The organism is Paenibacillus herberti, assembly GCF_002233675.1.
Taxonomy (GTDB): Bacteria; Bacillota; Bacilli; order Paenibacillales; family Paenibacillaceae; genus Paenibacillus_O; species Paenibacillus_O herberti.
The window spans coordinates 717,958-738,426 of sequence record NZ_NMUQ01000002.1 but is presented as its reverse complement, the minus strand read 5'-3'; the positions used below and the strand labels follow the sequence as shown (position 1 = coordinate 738,426).

Sequence of the window (20,469 nt, the reverse complement as noted above, 5' to 3'; positions counted from 1 at the left end):
AATGAGGAGCGTATTACAAGTACGTGCTGTAATAATTATGACAGCACTTTTGCTGCTCCTGGCAAGCGCAGTTCCCGGAGCTTTGACACTGGGGACGCAAGCTGCCTTCGCCGCAAACACCACGTATTACGTCAGCAACAGCTCGGGCAACGACGCCAATAACGGTTTGAGCCAAACGACGGCTTGGAAAACGATGGCCAAGGTGAGTGGCATCACATTCCAGCCAGGCGACCGTATTTTGCTGAAATCCGGCGATACCTGGAATGAAAAGCTGACGCTGAAAGGCTCCGGCACAAAAGCCAGCCCGATTACGATTACTTCGTTCGGCACGGGTAATAAGCCGCTTATTACGGCCAACACTCCGAACAGCGGGGTCATTTACGGCAAAAATTTGAGCAACTGGCTAATTCAAGGGCTGGCTGTGAAGGCTGTACCATCCGCAAATCTTACTTATACGAACAAAACGATTGGAATCCTGGTAGATTACGATACAACTGCGGTCCACTCGGGATTACAGATCGACGGCAATGAGGTGTATAGCACCACTCCAGATTCGAATACGTATGGAATCAACATTGTCGCTTATGTTCCGGGATCGACCTTCGGAGCCGTCGCGAACGACATTGTAATTTCAAACAACAAGATTCATGATTTGGGATGGTATGCCATCATTACGGGAGGATGGGATACGGCTAACTCCAAAAGCTTCAATTCCCAGGAGACGTTTGGCAATCTGTATGTTGTTGGTAATGAAGTGACGAACATGGGCAACCAGGGCATCGTGGTTGGCAATGCGCGCAATTCCGCCATCGAACGCAACGTCGTTCGTGCCGCAGGGCAAGCCAATTCGAATGGCTACGGACCGGGCGGGCTGTGGTACGTCTCCTCTCGCGATTCCGTCATCCGTTTCAATGAAGTGTCGGAGATGAAGGATTCCGGGTCCGGCTACGATGGAGCGGGCATTAATATCGATTGGTACTGTACCAATATTACCGTCCAGTACAACTACTCGCATGACAACAAAGGTAATGGCTTCACGACGATGAGCAACAATGGCGGAAAGTTTCTCAACAACAAGGCCAAGGGCAACAAAGGCGAGCAATCCAACGGGAAAGGACAAATCGCGCTTGGTAACTTTACCGGGGCGCGCGACCTTTCGACCGGAGCTCGTAACATGGTGGTGGCCAACAACACGATTATCGTGGATGTGGCGGGCACAAACGCCATCAACACCGCTTTTTCGGATGATGGCGTAACGCCAATTGCCGGCCTCTGGACGGGCAACAGTATTTACCGAAACAATATTGTGTTGAAATCCGGCGTAGCGAATACATCGGTTTTCAGCTTCGCGTTGAACGCCAACATTGACTCCAGCTGGGAAAACCGCATCTACAGCAGCAATGGCCTGACATTCGTCGCCAGTAAAAACGGCACGACATACAACACTCTGTCGGCTTGGCAGACGGCTACCGGTTATGATTCGGGAACCCAATTATATGGGCTCGACAACGCTCTGCCGTCCACCGTATCAAACGTGACATCGACGCTTAGCAATGGTTATGTGCAGCTGAGCTGGGCGGCGGCAACGGATTCGGGAAGCGGCATTGCTCACTACAACATTTATCGTGGCACGACGGCTGGTTTTACGCCTGCATATACCAGTATGGTAGGCGAGTCGACGGGTACATCCTTTATGGACAATGCGCGTCCGAAGTCCAACACGACCTACTATTACAAAGTTGAAGCGGAAGATTACAACGGTAACAATGGTTCTGCATCGGCTGCCCATACAGCGGTGACTGGACTAATTCCTTAACTTGTTCAACGCCGATTAGTTCAGGATGAACTAGCAGATGCCCGCTTTCTAATCCATGGATTCAGAGGCGGGCATCTATTTATTAGTTCAACACTCTTAGTGTCAGGATTCTCCCGTCCTCTATAGGCGGGGGATGAATGACATGCTTGTAGGATAAGCTCAGCTTCCTTTGACTGTTCGCCTATTTGATCACCCATTTCGTGCTTCATAGGAATGAAGGAGGTGAAGAAAATTGCTGATAACAACGAAGATTAAGCTCATGTTGGAGCAAGAACATCATGAAAAATTGCTAGAAACCATGAAACGATATAACGCTGCTTGCACCTTTATCAGTCAGTTCGCTTTTGAGCAGTCCGAATATAACCGCATCAAACTACAAAAGCTCGTTTACTATGACGTTCGCGATAAATTCCAGTTATCGTCTCAGATGGCCATTCTAGCTGTACGCAAAGTAGCGGATGCTTATACTGCTGATAAGGCTAAAAAGAAAAAGGAATACAAGAAGCCCAAAGGCAAGAAAAACGTGGAGAAAACGATTTCGTTTCGTGAAACCGGTGCAATGAGCTATGACGCGAGAACGTTATCGTTTACTGGACTAGAGCTTGCTTCGATCTTGACGCTGGATGGACGCATTAAGGTGCCGATGGGGATTAGCCCTTATCATCAGGGCGTCATGCAAGGCAAGAATATCCGAGGACAAGCTGAACTTGTTTGGCATGATTGTATTTTTTATCTGTTACTTGTAGTTGAGCGTCCAGCAAACGAGCCCTACGAGCCAATTGACGCTATAGGGGTCGATTTAGGCATAAAAAACATTGCTGCCGACAGCATGGGAGAATCCCACTCCGGCGATGCGGTTAATGCGGTAAGGCATCGGAATGCCAAACTTCGTGCCAAGCTCCAAGCAAAAGGAACAAAGTCCGCTAAACGTCTACTTGCTCGCCGCAGACACAAAGAAGCCCGTTTCTCCAGGGACGTAAATCACTGCATATCCAAGCATATGGTAGAGAAAGCCAAAAGGCACCGTTCGCTGCTTGCACTAGAAGATTTAACAGGCATTCGTGAACGGATAACGGTTCGTAAGGCTCAGCGTCGAAACCAGCATGCTTGGGCATTTGCACAGCTTCGCTCGTATATCGAATACAAAGCATGGATTGCAGGCGTGCCAGTCGTTCTCGTTGATCCACGCAACACAAGCCGAGAATGTCCACAGTGCGGGCACATTGCCAAAGAGAACCGCAAAACGAGAGATTGGTTCCGTTGTCAGGCTTGCGAGTACGCTGCTCCAGCCGACAATGTTGCTGCTCTGAATATTCGGAGCAGGGCACTCGTCAGCGTGCCGAACGTAGGAGTCGCTATCTAAGGACTACTTACAAGCACCCACCTCTAAGCGTAGCGAAGGTGGTGTGTAGTTGACTGGTAATTGTTCACTAGATACTAGGGACAAATATAAGGTTCCAAGTTTCCTCCTCCTTCATAAAATAAACGAGAAATATATTTCAGGAGGAATTTAGTTGAGTTATGAAGATGTGAATTTGAAACGTTCCACTGCTTCCAGTCTCGGTATTATTCTTGTGTTGTTTATTTTGCTGGTTGTAATCGTAACCACATGCTATCAAGACGCCATTGACCCTATTAATTCTGATCCGCTCGACCCCGTCAACTCTGCTTTTCTAGCCTTTCTGATTGATAGTTCAGCCCCTTATACATTTATACTCGACGGTTTCAGTAATAGGGGGATTCTGCGCAGTTCAACAAACCAAACCATCTATTCATATGGTCCGATAGTCCCTATGATTATAAATGATAGTAGGTATGGACATACCACTGCCAGATACAATGCACTTAACACAGCCGGAGTTGTGGTAGGCCAACTGACTTTTACGATGGACTATGATTACGGAGCGCCCTTCCGATTCTCAGGCATCAGTACGCCGCCAAATAGCAGATATACTACGCGGGAAGGCAGTAGTTCAGGAGCGCCCGCTCAATTGCGATTGCAATCTATTTAGAAGTGGCCCTGAAAATAGAGATATTCCAGAATTAAATGTGAAAATGCATATTCAAGCTTTACTCGAGTGGGTAGTAAGTCCTTTTTGGACTTCGCTACCCACTCATTTTTTGACGTTGATGTTAATTAAAAACCAAATGACAGGATAAGCGCTTGCCACATGTCGCATTGTCGAATTTGGGTGATATATTGGGGTTGTAATCTGCTTAAACCAATTTGAATGGAGGAAAATGATGATGCGGAGCACAACACAATCCATCATCGGGTCTTTACGTTTATGATGGCTCTTCTGCTTATGACGATGAGCATTGCTCAAGCTGTATCGATTGCATCGGCCTATTTGTTTAAAGGCGTATCCGCAGGCAAGCTTCTGGAGCTTGATGTAAACGGATCCAAGCTTGTGACGGCATAGGATACGGCATATTCGTCCGGCCATATTTCGCTGCATGCTTTCAATGCAAAAGCAAGTTATGACAACGTTGTGGTATCCAAGGAAACGCCGCCGGCCATATCAGACGGTAATACCGCGTATTACGTCAGCTCCAGCGCAGGCGATGACGCCAATGACGGACTGACCGAGGCGACGACGTGGAAAACGCTGGCTAAAGTCAGCGGCATGACCTTCCTGCCGGGCGACCGCATTTTGCTTAAATCCGGCGACACCTGGAATGAGAAGCTGACGCTGAAGGGCTCCGGCACGTTAGCGAATCCGATCACAATCACCCCGTAGGATAGGCGAGTCGACAGGAACGTCCTTCCGGGACAGCGCTCGTCCGAAGTCCAACACGACTTATTACTACAAGGTGGAAGACCGCAACGGCAACAACGGCTCCGCTTAGGCCGCTCATACGGCGGTGATGGGACTGATCCCGTAGCCTCTTGGGATTCAATCCATGCGGCAAGTCCAATTTTATTATTTAGCTATAAAAAACGGACAGATGTAATCTTCCAAAATCCCTCCACCTGCATAGAATATATGGAAATATATTTTAGGAGGGATTTGCTTGAGTATCAAAGATGTAAATTCGAATCGTTTCCATGTTTCCAGTCTTGGTATCACTCTAGTGTTGTTTATTTTACTAGTGGTAATCGTATACACGTTCTACAAAGACCCCTTTGACCAGATTGATCCTGAGTCGACTGAACCTGGAACCTTAGCTGTGTTCGGCTACGTAGTTGAAAATTACACCGCTAATAGTTTTATATTACAAAGTTTCAGCAATAAGGGTATCCGGCGCGATCTAGATAACGAGACAATTAAAGCATTTCCCGGTAGATCCCGCATGTATATTAACGATGCCAGGTATGGGGAAACCACAGCCGTATACAATGCTTATTCCCAGACTGGAGATTTATTGGGTCGTATGAGTTTTAGAATGGAGTATCATTCCGGACAGCCCTTCCAATTCACACAAATCAGTTTACCGCCTGGAATGAGTTATACTAGGATACCAGGCAGGAATTCAGGCATGTGGCCTGCTTACTTGAACTTGTATTAGTTTAAGAGCGGTCCTAAAAAATAAATCCCCAGGATTAAAGGGGAAGGTTCAAGTTCTCGCGCTTGAAAGAGGAAGCGCATGAAGCACTTAACCGCATAACACTGGTTTCATTCGAGCAGAAAGCAAGTCCCTCATGGCCCGCGCTTTCCGCTCGTTTTTTTTGCTGTTTATACATGACCAGGTCAATCAAAAACCACATGACAGGATAAGCGCTTACCACATGTCGCATTGTCGAATTTGGGTGATATATTGGGGTTGTAATCTGCCTAAACCAATTTGAATGGAGGAAAATAATGATGCGGAAAGCAATCTATCATCGGGTCGTTTTGGTCATGATGGCTCTTTTGCTTATGACGATGAGCGTTGCTGGAGCCGTGACGGTAGTTTCGGCCGAAACACCCGATCCGATTCTGTTCCAGGATGATTTTAATGATGCCGGCTCGAATTCCTGGACTCCCGTTAGCGGAGCATGGGGCAAAAACAGCGGCGGTGCAGGGCTTTTATTTTCGGAGGATTTTGAAAGCGGTAACGCGGATCGATGGACGAACAACGCCGGCAATTGGTCGAGCGTTACAGATAATACGTATAAAGCCTACAAACAAACCAGGGAGGAAGGGGCTTCGGAGTTGCTCGCAGGCGAGCTTTCCTGGGCGGACTATTCCTTGGAATCCGACATCAAGCTGACCAGCGGCGCGGGGGCCATGCTCAAATTCCGTTATCAGGACGGGCAGCACTTCTACTTCCTGTACATGTCCGACAGCTACATCCGTTTGGTCAAACAGGACGGGTCGAACCAGCCTTGGATCGGCTCGTACAATGGCCCTTCCCTGGATACGTCCAGATATGTAAACATCAAAGTGGATGCGCAGGGCAGCAACTTCAAGGTTTACCGTGACGGTGAGCTAGTGCTCAACGTTTCGGACAACAATGCGCCGTTTCCTTCCGGCAAAATCGGCCTTGCTACGTGGGCGACGGTTGTTGCCTTCGACAACGTCAAGGTGTTGGGAAGCGACTCCAATGAGTTGTACAGCCAGACGGATGCTGGCGGCGGTGAATCGCGTAACGGTCAGGATGTCTGGACGAACTACTCCGTACAGACGCAGATTAAACCAAGCGAAATTGCGGCGGACGGATCGGCAGGAGTAACGCTGCGCCGTGGAGCAAACGGCGATGGATACCGCATGTTGTATGCGGGAAGCGGCAAGCTGCAAATCGTGAAAGTCGACGGCGGAGTTGAAACGACGCTTGGGGAAGCATCGTTTACGATGAGCAGCGGCGTCTCCTATTTACTTAAAGGCGTATCAACAGGCAAGTTTCTAGAGCTTTATGTAAATGGCTCTAAGCTTGTGACGGCGCAGGATACGGCGTTTGCATCCGGCCATATCGCGCTGCGCACTTCCAACGCCAAAGCGAGTTATGACAATGTGATCGTTGCGAAAGAAGCTCCCCCGGCTATTTCGGACGGTAATACCACGTATTACGTCAGCTCCAGCACAGGCGATGACGCCAATGACGGTCTGACCGAAGCGGCAGCCTGGAAAACGATGGGCAAAATCAGCGGTATGACTTTCCTGCCGGGCGACCGTATTTTGCTTAAATCCGGCGACACTTGGAATGAAAAGCTGACGCTTAGGGGCTCGGGTACAAAAGAAACGCCGATTACAATTGCATCCTTCGGTACAGGGGACAAGCCGAAAATCTCTGCGAATGCTCCGGGCAGCGGGGTTGTTCTTGGCCTCAACCTGAGTCACTGGCTCATTCAAGGACTGGCCGTTGAAGCTGTCCCTTCCTCAAAGCTTGCCTGGGGCAGTGTGACGAACGGCATTAAGATCGAGTACGATAATTCTCGCGTTCACGAGGGGCTGCGAATCGACGGCAACGAAGTGTTCAGCACGTCTCCGGATACGAACACGAATGGAATCGTCGTTACGGCACAGGTGCCGGGCGGCGACTACAAGGAAATCGCTAATGATATCGTCATTTCCAACAATAAGGTGCATGATCTGGGCTGGTATGGCATCACGACATCCGGCTGGGATAACGTCAAGCAAGAAGAGCTGCGCTCCCAGTTGTCCTACGGAAATCTGTACGTCGTTAGCAATGAAGTGTACAACATGGGCAACCAGGGCATCGTCGTGCAAAACGCCCATGATTCCGCGATTGAGCGCAACATCGTGCGCGCCGGTGGACAAGCCAACTCCAGTGGTTATGGGCCTGGCGGTTTATGGTACATCTCCTCCCGCGACTCGGTCATTCGCTTCAATGAGGTGTCCGAGATGAAAGATTCCGAGTCCGGCTACGATGGAGCAGGAATCAATGTCGACTGGTATTGCGATAACATTACCGTCGAGTACAACTATACGCATGACAACAAGGGCAATGGCTTCACGACGATGAGTAATCGCGGCGCGAAGATCAACAACAACAAAGTGGAAGGCAACAAAGGCGAGCAAGGCAATGGCAAAGGCCAAATCGCGCTCGGCAGCTTCACGGGCCGTCCTGATCTGTCCACGGGGCTTCACGACATCGAAGTAGCGGGCAACACGATTATTGTCGATGTAGTAGGCACTAACGCCATCAACAGCTCGTCCAACCCTTACGGCTACTATTCGGGCAACCGTATTCACAGTAATAACATCGTTTTGAAATCGGGCGTTACGGGCACGTCCGTGTTCAACATTGGTCAAGATACGCTGATCAACGAGATTAACAACAACCGCGTGTACAGTGAGGGAAGCGCGTTCCGCGCCAGCCAATTCGGCACGGCTTACGAGAGCCTCGCTTCATGGCAATCCGCAACTGGATTCGATATGGGATCGCAAGTGGCTGAGCTGGACGATTCCGCGCCGGCTGCCGTTCAAAACGTTACAGCAACCGTCAACGGATATGTGCAGTTGAGCTGGTCTGCTGCTGCCGATACGGGAAGCGGCATTGCTCATTACAACATTTATCGCAGCACAACGCCGGAGTTCACTCCGTCCTACGCCAATATGGTGGGAGAAGCGAAAGAGGCCACTTTCGTTGATCGGGAGCGTCCGGAGTCGAATCAAACGTATTATTACAAAGTTGAAGCAGAAGACTTCAATGGTAACAACGGTCCGGCATCGGCTGCTCTGTCGGCTGTAACAGGAGAAATCCCTGGTGCACCGGCATCGGCGAAGGTCGTAGACTTTAATATTCTGCGTGAGGGCGACATGGTTCGGACGGCGGAATTTACGGTGACGCCTTATCTGGCGAATTTCGGAGACATCGCCAAAGTGGAGCTTTACGGGGATGGACAGCGTCTGGCTGAGCTGACTCAGCATCCTTACACCTATACGGTCAAAGGACTGGGCAAAGGTCAGCATACGCTGCAATACCGCGTCCATGAGCAGTCCGGCGCGGTTACGGAATCCAAGGCGATGAACATTATTAAGCAGCATGACGCATTGCGCAGCCTTTCCGTTGCGAAAGCTCCTGCCATCGACGGAAACTTGGAAGAGTGGACTTCGGTTGGTTTTGAGATGAACAAGGCTGCTCAGGTCAAAGAAATGGAAAAGGGCTTCAAGGAAAGCTGGACGCCTGAAAAGCTATCCGGCAAAGGCTACACGAGCTGGGACAGCAACAACCTTTACCTGGCGATGGAAATTACCGAGGAAAAGCATAACTTGGCGATTACAAATGCAGCCGATCTGTGGAAGGGCTCCAGCGTTCAGCTGGCGATTGATCCGCAAAGAGGCAATAAGCCGGGAGCCAAAGGCTATTCCGAGATTGCGTTTGGCCTCTCCAATACGGGCCAAATGCTGGCTTACCGCTTCAATGCTGTTGCTGGACGTCAAGCAGGTGTATTCACGGCCGGTTCGTTCCATGTGAGCCGTAACGAAGCAACGAAGAAAACAGTCTATGAAATGTCCATTCCTTGGAATGAGCTGCTGCCTGCAGGAGTGACGGCGCAAGAGGGCTCCGAGCTCGGCATTTCCTTCCTGGCCAACTACAGCGACAGCAGCCGTCCGAATTCAGGCAACAGCGACGTACGCAACGGCTGGATTGAGTACAACAGCGGCATCGGCTCCATTAAGGCGCCGGATCAATTTGGTTACTTGCTGCTGAAAAGTACGCCATTCGCCGTACCGACCTTGAGCGGTTCCGTTGAAAACAAAAAAGCGAAGCTGAACTGGTCCGCTTCCGCTGATGCGACTGGCTACAGCATGCTGTACGGCACGGAAAGCGGTGTTTACCCGAATGTACTGAACGCGGGTAGCGCCACGGAATACGAGACGGCTGCATTGGAAGCTGGAACGTATTACTTCGCCGTCAAAGCTCACAACGCTTACGGCGAGAGTGTTTCTTCCGATGAAGTGGCATTGATGGTTGCTTCCGGGCCTAGCCCGACGCCGACAACGACGCCAGAACCAACGGTAACACCAGGACCAACGGTAACACCAGGGCCAACAGCTACACCTGGACCAACGGTAACACCAGAACCAACGGCAACGCCAGGACCAATAGGAACTTCTACACCAACTGGAACTCCTGCAGCCACAGCAACTCCTGATCCTTCGGTTTTAAGTAACGTACAGATTCAGGAAGGAAAAGCTGTTGCTGAGCTTAATTCACAGCACCAAAAAGCAATCATTTCTCTGATTCAGCTGAATGACGTCGAGATTCAGGTAAAACGAGGTGACGTTGTCATCACTCTGAGCGAAGCGGCAGTCAAAGCGCTCAAGCAAAAGGCTGGCAACAGCAGTGATGCGTCGGTTGAGGTGAAGCTTAATCCGATCAAGGATTCATCAAAGGCCCCTGGTGTGACCAGCGGACTGAAAGCCTCGGGACAAGCCTATGAAGTTAGCATCAATTTGCTGATTTCGGGTAAGAGCCAGTCAATAGCGGGAGTTTTAAACGAGGGTGTTACACTCGCGCTTCCTTACGATTCCAAAGAAGTAGATTCGGAGCTTATCGGTATTTACGCCTATGATACCAACACCAAGAGCTGGGAGTACGTCGGCGGCGTATCCGATAAAGCCAACAAGCAAGTCGAACTCAATGTTGAGCAGTCCGGCACTTATGCTGTCCTTGAATACAAAAAAAGCTTCTCTGATATTCCTGCGGGACATTGGGCCCAGCGCACACTGCAGATTCTTGCCGCGAAGCATATCGTACAGGGAACAGAAGCTGATCTGTTCAGTCCTAATCGCCAAACGACGCGAGCAGAATTCGCAGCTCTGCTGGTCAATGCTTTGCAATTAAAGACGGGTGGAACAGCTTCAGCGTTCAGTGACGTGCCGAATGATTCCTGGTATGCGGATGCCGTAGCCGCCGCCGTCAAGGCAGGCATCGTATCGGGACGAAGCGCCGATCAGTTCGCTCCGAGTGAAACCATTACCCGCACCGAAATGGCCGTTATGGCCGTTCGCGCACTTGGCCTTCCGGTGCAAGAGGGAAGCACTAGTTCCTTCGCCGATGCTGGGAGTATCCCTGCGTGGGCAAAGTCCTATGTAGCGGCAGCGTCGGAAGCGTCGCTGATGCAAGGCATGGGCAAGAACCAATTTGCACCTCAGCGCGAAGCGACTCGCGCGGAGGCGGCACAGATTGTGATGAACCTTCTTGAGAGGTTGAAGGCGGCTGCTAAATAAATCAAGCCCGTGTAGTAGATACTAACTAGTGTAGAAGAAAGCTGGCCCCGGTCGATTACCGGGGCCAGCTTGTTTTTTTTGAGTATTATTGAAGAATAGGTTCAATGTCATGCTGCTTACTCTTCTTTACTGGATGAGGACAGTTGTTTCCTGATTTTCTTAAGTTCATTAGATAGCTCTTCCGCTACTTTTTTATTTTTCGGGTCGTCTCTATCTTTAAGATTCATGTCCAAAAGAAAATTAACGTGCACCCGCATTATCAACTTCTTAATCTTCATCTTTGGGGTTAAATTCCTTATCGTAAAAAGCGTTTATATTTTCTATTTCAGATTGAGGAAATCCGATGTGCTCAATACTAATTTCTAATATTTCAAAAATTTTCAATGCTTCTTGTGTAAAGTCACCCCTTTTTATTCCCATCTCACATCCCGTTGTCATTAATAATAGGATAATTAATATAATACTGCGTAGCATAATAGTCTTGATCTCTCCCGTTCATTATTTCTTGTTCAAGTCCCGTCGCGTGAAAGTGAAAAATGAGCTACTTAAGAGTTTAGTTAAGTAAGCTGTTTGAAATGTAAGATTCAAAAGGAGGTGTCCCGCAGGCCATAGGCTTGTGGGACACCTCCTTTTGGGTATTGAGAAAATAAAAAAGCAGCATGCTTAAATGCTGTAACCGGTTGATAAAAAAGGCATGGATAAACAATAAGATAAATGCCAGCAGCCAGTTGTTTCATGTATGTGAATACAAACATGCTGGAACAAAGGATTTAGCTGTAAGACAATGGCTATGCCCTGAATGTGGAACGGTGCATGACCGAGATATAAACGCAGCCAAAACTTGCTTAAATTAGTCATGTAAATGGTACATGCTGGGGATGGAACATCCCTTAGAGCCTAGAAAAACTTGGAACGTTAGTTCTATTGAATAGGAAGCACCCACCTCTAAGCGTTAGCGAAGGTGGTGTGTAGTTCACCTAGGATAGCATTTGTCATACCCAAAAGGGTTCCAATGTTTATTCCAAGGGGTGCAGATCAGGGTGATTTCTGTCTTATATATGAGCTTTTTTCTATTGAACAGCTAGAATGTTTCTTGGCATAAATCTCGCATGAAATTTGACGGTCAAATATCCCTAATTATCGCGGTGTTTCCATTCTGCGTTACGGCGACAACCGGGGCGCTAAATACATCCACACCAATGCCTGTAAGAGGGCCCCCCGATATTTTTAACAGGGATAACTTTACGTGAACGTATCCTAATTGATTACCTTGAGGATTAATTATTGAAAAAGGTGCTACACCGGACCCAGTGCAGACAACAAGAGGGGGATAGCTGCATCTCGGCGCAATGAGTTGAAAGATTGATCGACGACCCGGTACGATTATATGGTTTCTGGGGTCAGGAAGCGGTTCCTCGAAACTTCCAGAAAAATCGTATCCTGCCATAGTAAAGTTGGCCGTCTCATTATAAACGTAGAATGTAGACGAAGCCAAAATCCCGGGGCCTGTGTTCTCTGGACTACGCTCTTGGACAGGACTGTAAAAAACACTCGTAACAATGACTAGTAAAATAAACAAAACTAATACGGTTCCTAATTTCATAAAGAAGCCTCCCATTAGAGCTATATCAGCATCATATGAGAGATCGTTAGAATGGTGCGGGCTCATCCATACTTCCTATTCCCACCAGCTGCCGCAACACGATTGAGGAGCAGGCCGGTGCGGTCAAGCTCAACTCGCTGCGCCTGATTTGACTCGGAGACATCGGCCCGTACGGCGCGATGCCGGTTATGAAGGAAAAGCGATGCTGTTCAAACGGCTCGCCGGAGTGGATGTTGATTGGTTTTTCGCTTTGGACTGGATGATTCTCAGGAATACTTGTAACAATCACCAATGAAATAAACAAGTCAGAATCATCGCTAAAGGCATGGATAAACAATAAGATAGAACAAAATTACATATAAGTCTATATTTAAATGGGAATTTTCAGTACCATTTTTTTAGCGACCGCAGCTTGTAATAAAAGGAAGAGGAGATGCAGGATGGAGACGTATTATTGGGATAGTCATTCGAGTATTTAAAGAAATCAGTAGACCTATATTATAACGACGACTACATTCAATTTCTTGTTGATAAAGTCTGGAAGATTGAGAAACCGATCCAAATCATTGATTTTGGCTGCGGATTAAGAGAAACAATATGACCTCGCTGTCTGCCACGCGGTTCTACTTCATCAATGCGATCCGCTGAAAATGCTTGAAAAAATGATTCATTGTGTCAGGCCTGAAGGGATGTTAGTCGCATTTGAGACGCATTGGATCAGCAATAATGCCAGTTTCTATTTCGAGGGAATTGAGCAGTCGCGAGCGATTCCGCTTGGATTGCTTCAAGAGCTATTCGAACGGGATGTTAGGCGTACAGGCAAAGACGGGAATATCGGCTTGAAACTCCCGTTATATTTTCACCGCTTAGGATTGAAGGATGTACAGTGCAGGGCTAGCGATAAGGTGAATATATATGATCCGACGGTTGATCAAGAGAAGACGTCAGAGCTTTACGAAGCGATAAAATTCCATCACCCTGGAGAGCGCGAGCCTTTTGTACAACAGTTAGTTGAACGAGGCAAGTCCTCACCATCCGACTGTATTATAATTGTCCATATTAAAACCGAAACCAATGCTAGAGTTACTTTCGGAAGGTGAGGGGAATTTCATGCTTAAGTGGTTATTCATCAAGCGAAGCAGCGTACAGCAGAAAATGCTCCTCTCCTTCCTGGCGCTGGTCGTCCTGCCCCTCGGTTTATTCAGTTATATTTCCTTAACGATTTCAAGAAACACGATTGAAGAACAAGCAGGGGCGGCTAAGCTGAACTCCCTCCGACTTATTTCCCAAAAAATCGGGATCATGGCTTCCGATTTGAATGCGATTTCAACGATCTATTTTTCCAATGAAGAGCTGCGATCCTTGCTGCTAAGCCCAGCTGGCGACAAAGCTTACCAGGAACGGCTGCAGAAGCAATTCCTGACCAAGCTGATTGTAACTTATCGCTATGCATATACGTGGCTGGAGTATTACACCTCCATTTTTGGATTCAACAACGTGGAGCTGCACACCTTCTATAATGGCCCGCGTATCGGCATAAACACATTGCAAGAGTATCCTTGGTACCAAGAAGCCGTTGCTCAGGACGGTCGAATTACTTGGGTGTCCAACGCTACACAACGTCTCGAACCGACGATCGATGAAGATCAATATGTATCGGCGGTCAGACTGCTGAAAGACTTCGAAAACAACAAACCTATCGGCCTTTTGATGATTAATGTTGGCGAAAGCTTTCTGTACAAGCAGTATGCGGATGCCGTTACCGCAGACGAGCAAATGACTATTTTCGATAAAGCGGGCTCCGTAATTTCCGCGACGGATAAACAAAGGCTCGGCGATTCCATGCTGGACTCGGCGTATTATAGCTCTTTTGTTGGGAATGAGGGTAACTTCAACGTAAACAAAGACGGCAAACCGATGTTAGTAACCTATTACAAAGTAGAGAGCACAGGCTGGACCCTCGTGTCCTATACACCGCTAGATATGCTGCTTCAAGATGTAAACAAGTCGCAATGGCTGACTTTAATCGTCCTTGCCGTGTTAATGCTGCTTTCCGTGCTTATGTCCTACTGGATCGCCAAGCGATTATCGGTGCCCATTCGCAGGTTGTATACGAGCATGAAGCGGGTCGAGATGGGCGATCTGAGTGAGCGAACGGACATTGGGGGCAATGATGAAATTGGTGAGCTAGCCTATAAATTCAATCGGATGGTCGGGAATATCGAAGATTTAAGGGACCGCGTCATTATGGAGCAGGAGTTAAAAAGAAAGACCGAAATGCAAAATCTGCAATCGCAAATCAGTACTCATTTTTTATATAACACGCTTGCCTCAATCCGCTCGATGCTCGTCACAGAACCGGTGGACAAAGTAGATCAAGTCATTGTATCGCTAGTGAAGCTGCTCAGAAAAACTCTCTCCGACGAAAGTGAATACATCACGATTGCCGAGGAACTCGACAACCTGCAAAATTACGTGAACATACAGATGGCGCGGCAATACGACAAATTGCAGGTGTATATCCACGTAGAAGAGCAGATAGGTTCCTATCGAACGCTGAAGCTGCTGCTGCAGCCGCTGGTGGAAAATGCGATCTTCCATGGCATCGAACCGAAGACTGGCCCAGGGAAAATAACGATTGAGGGCTGGCAGGACAAGGATACAATCAAGCTGCGGATTACGGATAATGGCGTCGGAATTTCTGCGATAGAAGCCGATGCGGCGGAGGATGGATCTTCACTGACGGAAAGACTGTTAGCTACTGCAAGCGGGGTAGGAATTCATAATGTACATACCCGGATGCAAACTCATTTTGGCAATAAATACGGGTTGGAAGTGATCTATTCCGGTAATGAAGGAACCTGTATTCTGCTTAGCTGGCCTTGTTTCATTCGAGTAGAGGAGTTGAAAGAGACTTGAATATCGTAATTGTCGACGATGAAGCTCAAATCCGGCGCTGGCTGGAGATCCTACTAAGTAAAACGGAGCTTCCAATAAATCTGGTTGCGTCATGCAGCAATGGGAAAGAGGCGCTGGACGTTTGCAGGACGATGGATGTCGACGTTGTCATTACCGATATTAAAATGCCCGTCATGGACGGCATCTCCTTCATCCGCATCTTGAAACAAGAGCGGCCTGCGATTGAAAGTCTTATTCTGAGCTCATACAGTGAGTTTCAATATGCGTCTGAAGCGATTAAAGCGGGCGCGAGTGATTATATTCTAAAGGCGGAAATAACCGCTTCCGATCTTAGCAAGGTTTTGGGAAGGGTCAAGCAAGAAATCGAGAAGGAACGACTGCGCGACCGAGAAGTGTACAGCTTGAAAAGCACGATTAATGTTAATCAATTGGCGCTGCGATCGTTATTTTTCAGCGATTTGGTGTATGGGAAGAAGATCAGCGCTCACGAGTTTGAGGAGAAAATGGGGACGCTGCGTATTCCGCTGCGGAGCAAACATTTGATGGTGATGGTCATTCGGAGCGATGATCCAGCTAATCGGAAGGAACAAGTGAAAATTCAGGACTCTGTGCTGCTGGACTCCGCCGTGATGAACATAATCGATGAGACTTTGCTTACAGAGGCGGAGAGCGGCTGCTGTTTCGTTTTTGAAAAGGAGTATTATGTCGCGCTGTTCAACTACGGGCACTGGTCCGAGAAGTCGCTGCGGGAAACGACGCTGCAGTATGCACAGCGCATCTCTAACTACTTGCAGGATCATCTTGGATTATCGGTTTCTGTCGGGATCAGCTTGCCTGCCCTGCAATTCTCTTCTATAGGTCAGCAATTGGAAGAGGCAAGAGCGGTGCTGAGTCATAAGCGATTTTACGGTAGGAAAAATATTTCCTGGCATTCCGATGAGCCGATGACGCCGAATGCTGCCCATACCCCTTTGCAGAAGTATTTGCAAACCCTATCGGAACTGCTGGACACCAATCAATTTGAGATGATCTCTCCCTATCTTCAAGAAGTGCTGGAGGATGTGGGGAGGAAGATGGTATGGAGCGAAAAAGAAGTAAAGGCTTTTGGCGTGGAAGCTGTCTTTTTACTGCAGCGAATGCTGCGCCGATTGAGCGTTGCATCAGGTGATAACGGCCACTCGCCCGATAGGGATAGCCCGCATGAGGAAATGGTCAACTTGCCTACGTTTGGACATGTGACGAGTTGGTTGCTTGCTCGTGCATCCGATGTCACTGCAACCGCCGACATGCTGCGGCATCCTTACAGCGAGGCAATCCGCAAAGTATGTGATTATGTGAAACTACAATATGCAGACGGCGCCTCTTTGCAGCAAGCGGCGGATTATGTGCATTTGAACAAAAACTATCTCAGCGAGCTGTTCAAAAAAGAAACGGGCAGCAGCTACAATGACTACGTCACGCTGGTGCGAATCGATAAAATCAAAGCTCTTATTTTAGAAGGGAATATCCCTATCGGTCAATTGCCTGAAATCGTCGGTTATCCAGACGGCAGTTATCTATCCAAGGTGTTTAAAAAAGTAACCGGCATGACGCCTTTGGAATTTAAACGTAAGAAAATATGAGGAATACAGCCCGCCTTTCTTTCGAGAGCTGGGCTTTTTGTTGTGAAAACATGACCAAAGATGCCGAAAATAAGAACAAAAATGATCCATTTCTTTTCTTATAATGAAAACACGGCACAGAGATACAGCCGCAATCATGAACATAAAGGCGGGGGAGTCAATATGAAAAAGTGGAATAAAATGGCGATGGGCGTTACGGCGTTAAGCTTGATGACGGCGCTTGCGGCTTGCGGATCGAATTCCAGTCCGGCGTCAAACACGGCCAGCAATACGAACTCAACTAAGGAATCTGCTGCTCCTCAAAGCACAACGGACAAGCCTGTTGAAATTTCGTTTGCTAACTGGATCTCCGTTGAGGACGGAACGAAAGAAGCTTACAACCAATTGATCGCAGAGTTTGAAAAAGCGAATCCATCCATCAAGGTGAAATCAATCGGAATCCCGTTTGCCCAGTTTAAAGACCAGGTTCTGGTCAGCTCGGCCGGCGGCAATCCGCCAGATGTGACCATGTCCAATCAGAACTTCACTCCGGCCTTCGTGGGAGCCAATGTGGCAGCGCCCGCGCAAGATCTGCTCAATGCAGAGATCATCAACGACATCGTGGATGCCAGCAAAGCAGGTGTCACATTCGATGGAAAAGTAATGGCAATGCCATGGGCGCCGCATCCGAGCGCATTGTTCTGGAATAAAAACCTTTACACCAAAGCGGGCCTGGACCCGGAGAAACCGCCGACAACTTGGGATGAAATGATCCAAAACGCCAAAAAAATTGCAGCTCTCGGCAAAGATGAGAACGGCACTCCTATTTATGGCATCGGCGAAACGGGAGCTTCTGATTCCTACACCGGCAATATGCTGCTTCGCATCAGTTATTCGTTCGGCGGCAAATTCGTCGATGATCAAGGTAACATTGTTTACGATCAAGGAACGGCGCTGAAAGAATCCCTGTTATACATGAAAGATCTCATCGACAATAAAGTATCCCCTCAAGGCGCTGCAATGGCTGATCTTAGACCTATGTTCGCAACGGGAGCGCTCGGCATGCTGGTTGACGGCGACTTCGGCCGCACGAACTTCCGCAATATGAGCGGCAAAGGTGCTGAATTTGATAAAGAGTGGGGCGTAACAACTGTACCTGTAAGTAAAACGGGCAAAAGCGAAACGTTCTTCACGGAGCATCAGTTGATCGTAACAGCTGGTAGTGAGAAGCAAGAAGCGGCTGCTAAATTCGTGGAATACCTCGTATCCAAAGAGGCTATGGGCATTTATCACAAGCTGAATGGGGTTATGTCGGCGCGTAAGTCGATCTCCGAGCTGCCAGAAATGAACGAGGACGATTACTCCAGAATATTCAATACTCAAATGAAAACAGCTTCACCGCTCCCTTCCAAAAATCCAAAGTTCGACAATGCGATGAAAAACTCCACCGATATGATCGTGATGGTAACCGAGGGTGGAAAAAGCCCAGATGAAGCCATTGCCACTGTTATGCCCAAAATTAAAGAGCTGTACAAAAAATAGAGATCAGCATGTGGCGGGAGCGGCGCTATGCTTCCGCCTTTCTTCTTAGAGTCACAAGATACTGGATGGGGTGAGAGAAATTGAATGTGAGACTAACCCGGCATCATAAAAACATCATTTTTGCATCCGTCTTGATGTTACCGGCGTTTGCACTGCTGGCACTTACCATTATTAGCCCGCTAATCAAGTCTGTTTTAATGAGCTTCACCGACTACTCCTTGCTTGCTCCTGAACAAAATTGGAACAACTTTGCCAACTACACGGAACTGTTGCGCTCATCCGATTTTTATCATTCCTTAACCGTAACTTTAAGATATGTGGTCATTACGGTCATACTCGATTTAGTTATCGGGATGTCCCTTGCTATAGTATTGAATCGGAATATTCGGTTCCGCGGATTTTTCCGTAGCATCATTATGATTCCGTGGGCGATTCCAACGATTGTCTCCGCACTTATTTTCATGTGGATTTATCAAGGCGATTATGGCGTGCTCAACTATGTGCTAACTAACTTAGGCATCATTGATGACAATATCAACTGGCTGCGCAGCACGGATTACGCTCTTTCGTCCATCATTGTGGTGGCGGTGTTCCGGCAAACGCCTTTGGTTGCGGTCATGCTTTTGGCAGGTTTGCAGGGCATTTCAAGCAGTCTGTATGAAGCAGCTCGAATCGACGGCGCCAACGGCTGGCAGGTATTTAGAAAGATTACCCTTCCGATGCTGAAGCCCGTAATCGGCAGCGTTGCTCTCATTATGATCGTGAATAACTTCCAGATGTTCACCTTATTCTTTACGCTTACGAACGGCGGGCCGGCAGGAGCCACAACATCACTCGCTATTCATACGTATATTACGGCCTTTTCGCAGTATGAGATGGGAAAAGCTTCGGCAATCGGCGTTATTTGGCTGCTGCTGTTGTTTGCCTTCTCGATGGTCTTTACCCGCATCATGAACCGGGACGACAGATAGGGGGTTTCTCACTTGAATCAAATCGCTAAACGGCTCCTCAAATTCACTAGGCCTCAAAGTTCAACACCGCGCACCTCCGAGCTGGGGAGCTACATCTTTCTAGGAGCCATTCTTCTGTTCCTCATGTTCCCGGTGTATTGGATCATCGTAACATCCTTGCATACAAACGCCGACCTGCTGCAGCTTCCACCTAAGTGGTTTCCCGTAAATCCTGACTTCAGCAGCTACAAAGAAATATTAGGATCATCCGTCTTTCTTACCTTTTATAAAAACACGATTCTGGTCGCTTCCGGCGCCACCGTCTTGTGTATCTTTGTATCCATCTTTGCCGGATATGCACTCTCGCGGTTCAAGTTCAAAGGCAGCAATCTTTTAACACTCCTCTTTTTGTCTGCTCAAATGTTCCCCACGGTAACGTTGGTCATTGGCCTCTACTCCCAGTACCAAGCTTTTAATCTGCTGAACACTCATTATGTGCTCATTTTAGCTTCTACTTCAGCCTCACTGCCGTTCAGCATTATGCTGATGCGCACCTTTTTCAACGGGATTTCGCGAGAGCTGGAGGAAGCGGCTGAGATCGATGGAGCATCCCGCTTCAAAACTTTGTTTGCTGTCATCGTACCTCTCTCCAAGCCGGGCATTATGGCCATCGCCATTTATACCTTCCTCATTGCCTGGGATGACTTCTTGTTCGGACTAACGCTTGTTAGCGATATTAACAAAAGAACGCTTAGTCCCGGTCTGTCCCTGACCTACCTTGGTGAATATTCGGCCAACTGGTCTGGCGCCACAGCAGCGGCAGCGGCGGCAACGATTCCCTTGCTCATCGTATTTATGTTCCTTCAGCGCTACATGGTTGAGGGCTTGACCGCAGGTGGAGTAAAAGAATAATCAT

At 48.2% G+C, this 20,469-nt stretch carries 17 protein-coding genes; 14 read left to right on the top strand and 3 right to left on the bottom strand.

Annotated elements, in window-relative coordinates; translation table 11 throughout:
* Position 1: 1 nt before the first annotated feature.
* The 7 genes from CGZ75_RS15740 to CGZ75_RS15710 all read left to right on the top strand — a co-directional run bounded on the left by CGZ75_RS15740 (position 2) and on the right by CGZ75_RS15710 (position 10,938).
* Positions 2–1,816, top strand: coding sequence for a right-handed parallel beta-helix repeat-containing protein (locus CGZ75_RS15740; protein ID WP_089525222.1), 1,815 nt, complete (start codon positions 2–4; stop codon positions 1,814–1,816).
* A 232-nt stretch (positions 1,817–2,048) separates the two neighbouring features.
* Entirely contained in the window at positions 2,049–3,179 is a 1,131-nt protein-coding gene (locus tag CGZ75_RS15735) for an RNA-guided endonuclease InsQ/TnpB family protein (protein WP_089525221.1), read from the top strand.
* Between the two features lie 151 nt (positions 3,180–3,330).
* On the top strand, positions 3,331–3,828 hold the full coding sequence (locus CGZ75_RS15730; RefSeq protein WP_089525220.1) for a hypothetical protein: 498 nt from the start codon (positions 3,331–3,333) through the stop codon (positions 3,826–3,828).
* A 219-nt stretch (positions 3,829–4,047) separates the two neighbouring features.
* Positions 4,048–4,239, top strand: coding sequence for a hypothetical protein (locus CGZ75_RS15725; protein ID WP_089525219.1), 192 nt, complete (start codon positions 4,048–4,050; stop codon positions 4,237–4,239).
* Between the two features lie 69 nt (positions 4,240–4,308).
* A complete protein-coding gene (locus CGZ75_RS15720; protein ID WP_089525218.1) occupies positions 4,309–4,557 on the top strand; it encodes a hypothetical protein in 249 nt (82 codons plus the stop codon).
* Between the two features lie 274 nt (positions 4,558–4,831).
* Positions 4,832–5,326 (top strand): hypothetical protein, encoded by a 495-nt coding sequence (locus tag CGZ75_RS15715; protein ID WP_089525217.1) that lies wholly within the window; start codon positions 4,832–4,834, stop codon positions 5,324–5,326.
* A 293-nt stretch (positions 5,327–5,619) separates the two neighbouring features.
* The gene (locus CGZ75_RS15710) at positions 5,620–10,938 is read left to right on the top strand and encodes an S-layer homology domain-containing protein (protein ID WP_089525216.1); all 5,319 of its coding nucleotides are present in this window, start codon (positions 5,620–5,622) and stop codon (positions 10,936–10,938) included.
* Positions 10,939–11,205: 267 nt separating this feature from the next.
* Here the strand turns inward: CGZ75_RS15710 and CGZ75_RS25385 are convergent, their stop codons facing one another.
* On the bottom strand, positions 11,206–11,412 hold the full coding sequence (locus tag CGZ75_RS25385) for a hypothetical protein (RefSeq protein WP_089525215.1): 207 nt from the start codon (positions 11,410–11,412) through the stop codon (positions 11,206–11,208).
* A gap of 185 nt (positions 11,413–11,597) precedes the next feature.
* Between CGZ75_RS25385 and CGZ75_RS26520 the strand changes: the two genes are divergently transcribed.
* Positions 11,598–11,792 (top strand): zinc ribbon domain-containing protein, encoded by a 195-nt coding sequence (locus tag CGZ75_RS26520; protein WP_089525214.1) that lies wholly within the window; start codon positions 11,598–11,600, stop codon positions 11,790–11,792.
* 269 nt (positions 11,793–12,061) lie between these two features.
* Here the strand turns inward: CGZ75_RS26520 and CGZ75_RS15695 are convergent, their stop codons facing one another.
* Both CGZ75_RS15695 and CGZ75_RS24650 read right to left on the bottom strand, forming a co-directional pair.
* Positions 12,062–12,541, bottom strand: coding sequence for a hypothetical protein (locus tag CGZ75_RS15695; RefSeq protein WP_089525213.1), 480 nt, complete (start codon positions 12,539–12,541; stop codon positions 12,062–12,064).
* 46 nt (positions 12,542–12,587) lie between these two features.
* Complete coding sequence (locus CGZ75_RS24650; RefSeq protein ID WP_176444873.1) at positions 12,588–12,845, bottom strand: hypothetical protein; 258 nt, start codon at positions 12,843–12,845, stop codon at positions 12,588–12,590.
* A gap of 385 nt (positions 12,846–13,230) precedes the next feature.
* On the opposite strand from CGZ75_RS24650, the gene CGZ75_RS15690 reads away from it, so the two are divergent.
* The 6 genes from CGZ75_RS15690 (at position 13,231) to CGZ75_RS15665 (ending at position 20,465) form a co-directional block, all read left to right on the top strand.
* Positions 13,231–13,641: a hypothetical protein gene (locus CGZ75_RS15690; RefSeq protein ID WP_141136788.1), complete on the top strand. Its 411-nt coding sequence runs from the start codon at positions 13,231–13,233 to the stop codon at positions 13,639–13,641.
* Positions 13,642–13,651: 10 nt separating this feature from the next.
* On the top strand, positions 13,652–15,460 hold the full coding sequence (locus tag CGZ75_RS15685; protein ID WP_176444872.1) for a cache domain-containing sensor histidine kinase: 1,809 nt from the start codon (positions 13,652–13,654) through the stop codon (positions 15,458–15,460).
* Positions 15,457–17,082, top strand: a complete 1,626-nt coding sequence (locus CGZ75_RS15680; protein ID WP_141136787.1) for a response regulator — start codon at positions 15,457–15,459, stop codon at positions 17,080–17,082. The genes CGZ75_RS15685 and CGZ75_RS15680 overlap by 4 nt, the downstream gene beginning before the upstream one ends.
* A 162-nt stretch (positions 17,083–17,244) precedes the next feature.
* Positions 17,245–18,603 carry an ABC transporter substrate-binding protein gene (locus CGZ75_RS15675; protein ID WP_176444871.1) on the top strand — a complete coding sequence of 453 codons (1,359 nt, stop codon included), beginning with the start codon at positions 17,245–17,247 and terminating at the stop codon, positions 18,601–18,603.
* Between the two features lie 86 nt (positions 18,604–18,689).
* A complete protein-coding gene (locus tag CGZ75_RS15670) occupies positions 18,690–19,574 on the top strand; it encodes a carbohydrate ABC transporter permease (protein WP_245850942.1) in 885 nt (294 codons plus the stop codon).
* A 12-nt stretch (positions 19,575–19,586) separates the two neighbouring features.
* The gene (locus tag CGZ75_RS15665; RefSeq protein ID WP_217900071.1) at positions 19,587–20,465 is read left to right on the top strand and encodes a carbohydrate ABC transporter permease; all 879 of its coding nucleotides are present in this window, start codon (positions 19,587–19,589) and stop codon (positions 20,463–20,465) included.
* Positions 20,466–20,469 lie beyond the last annotated feature (4 nt).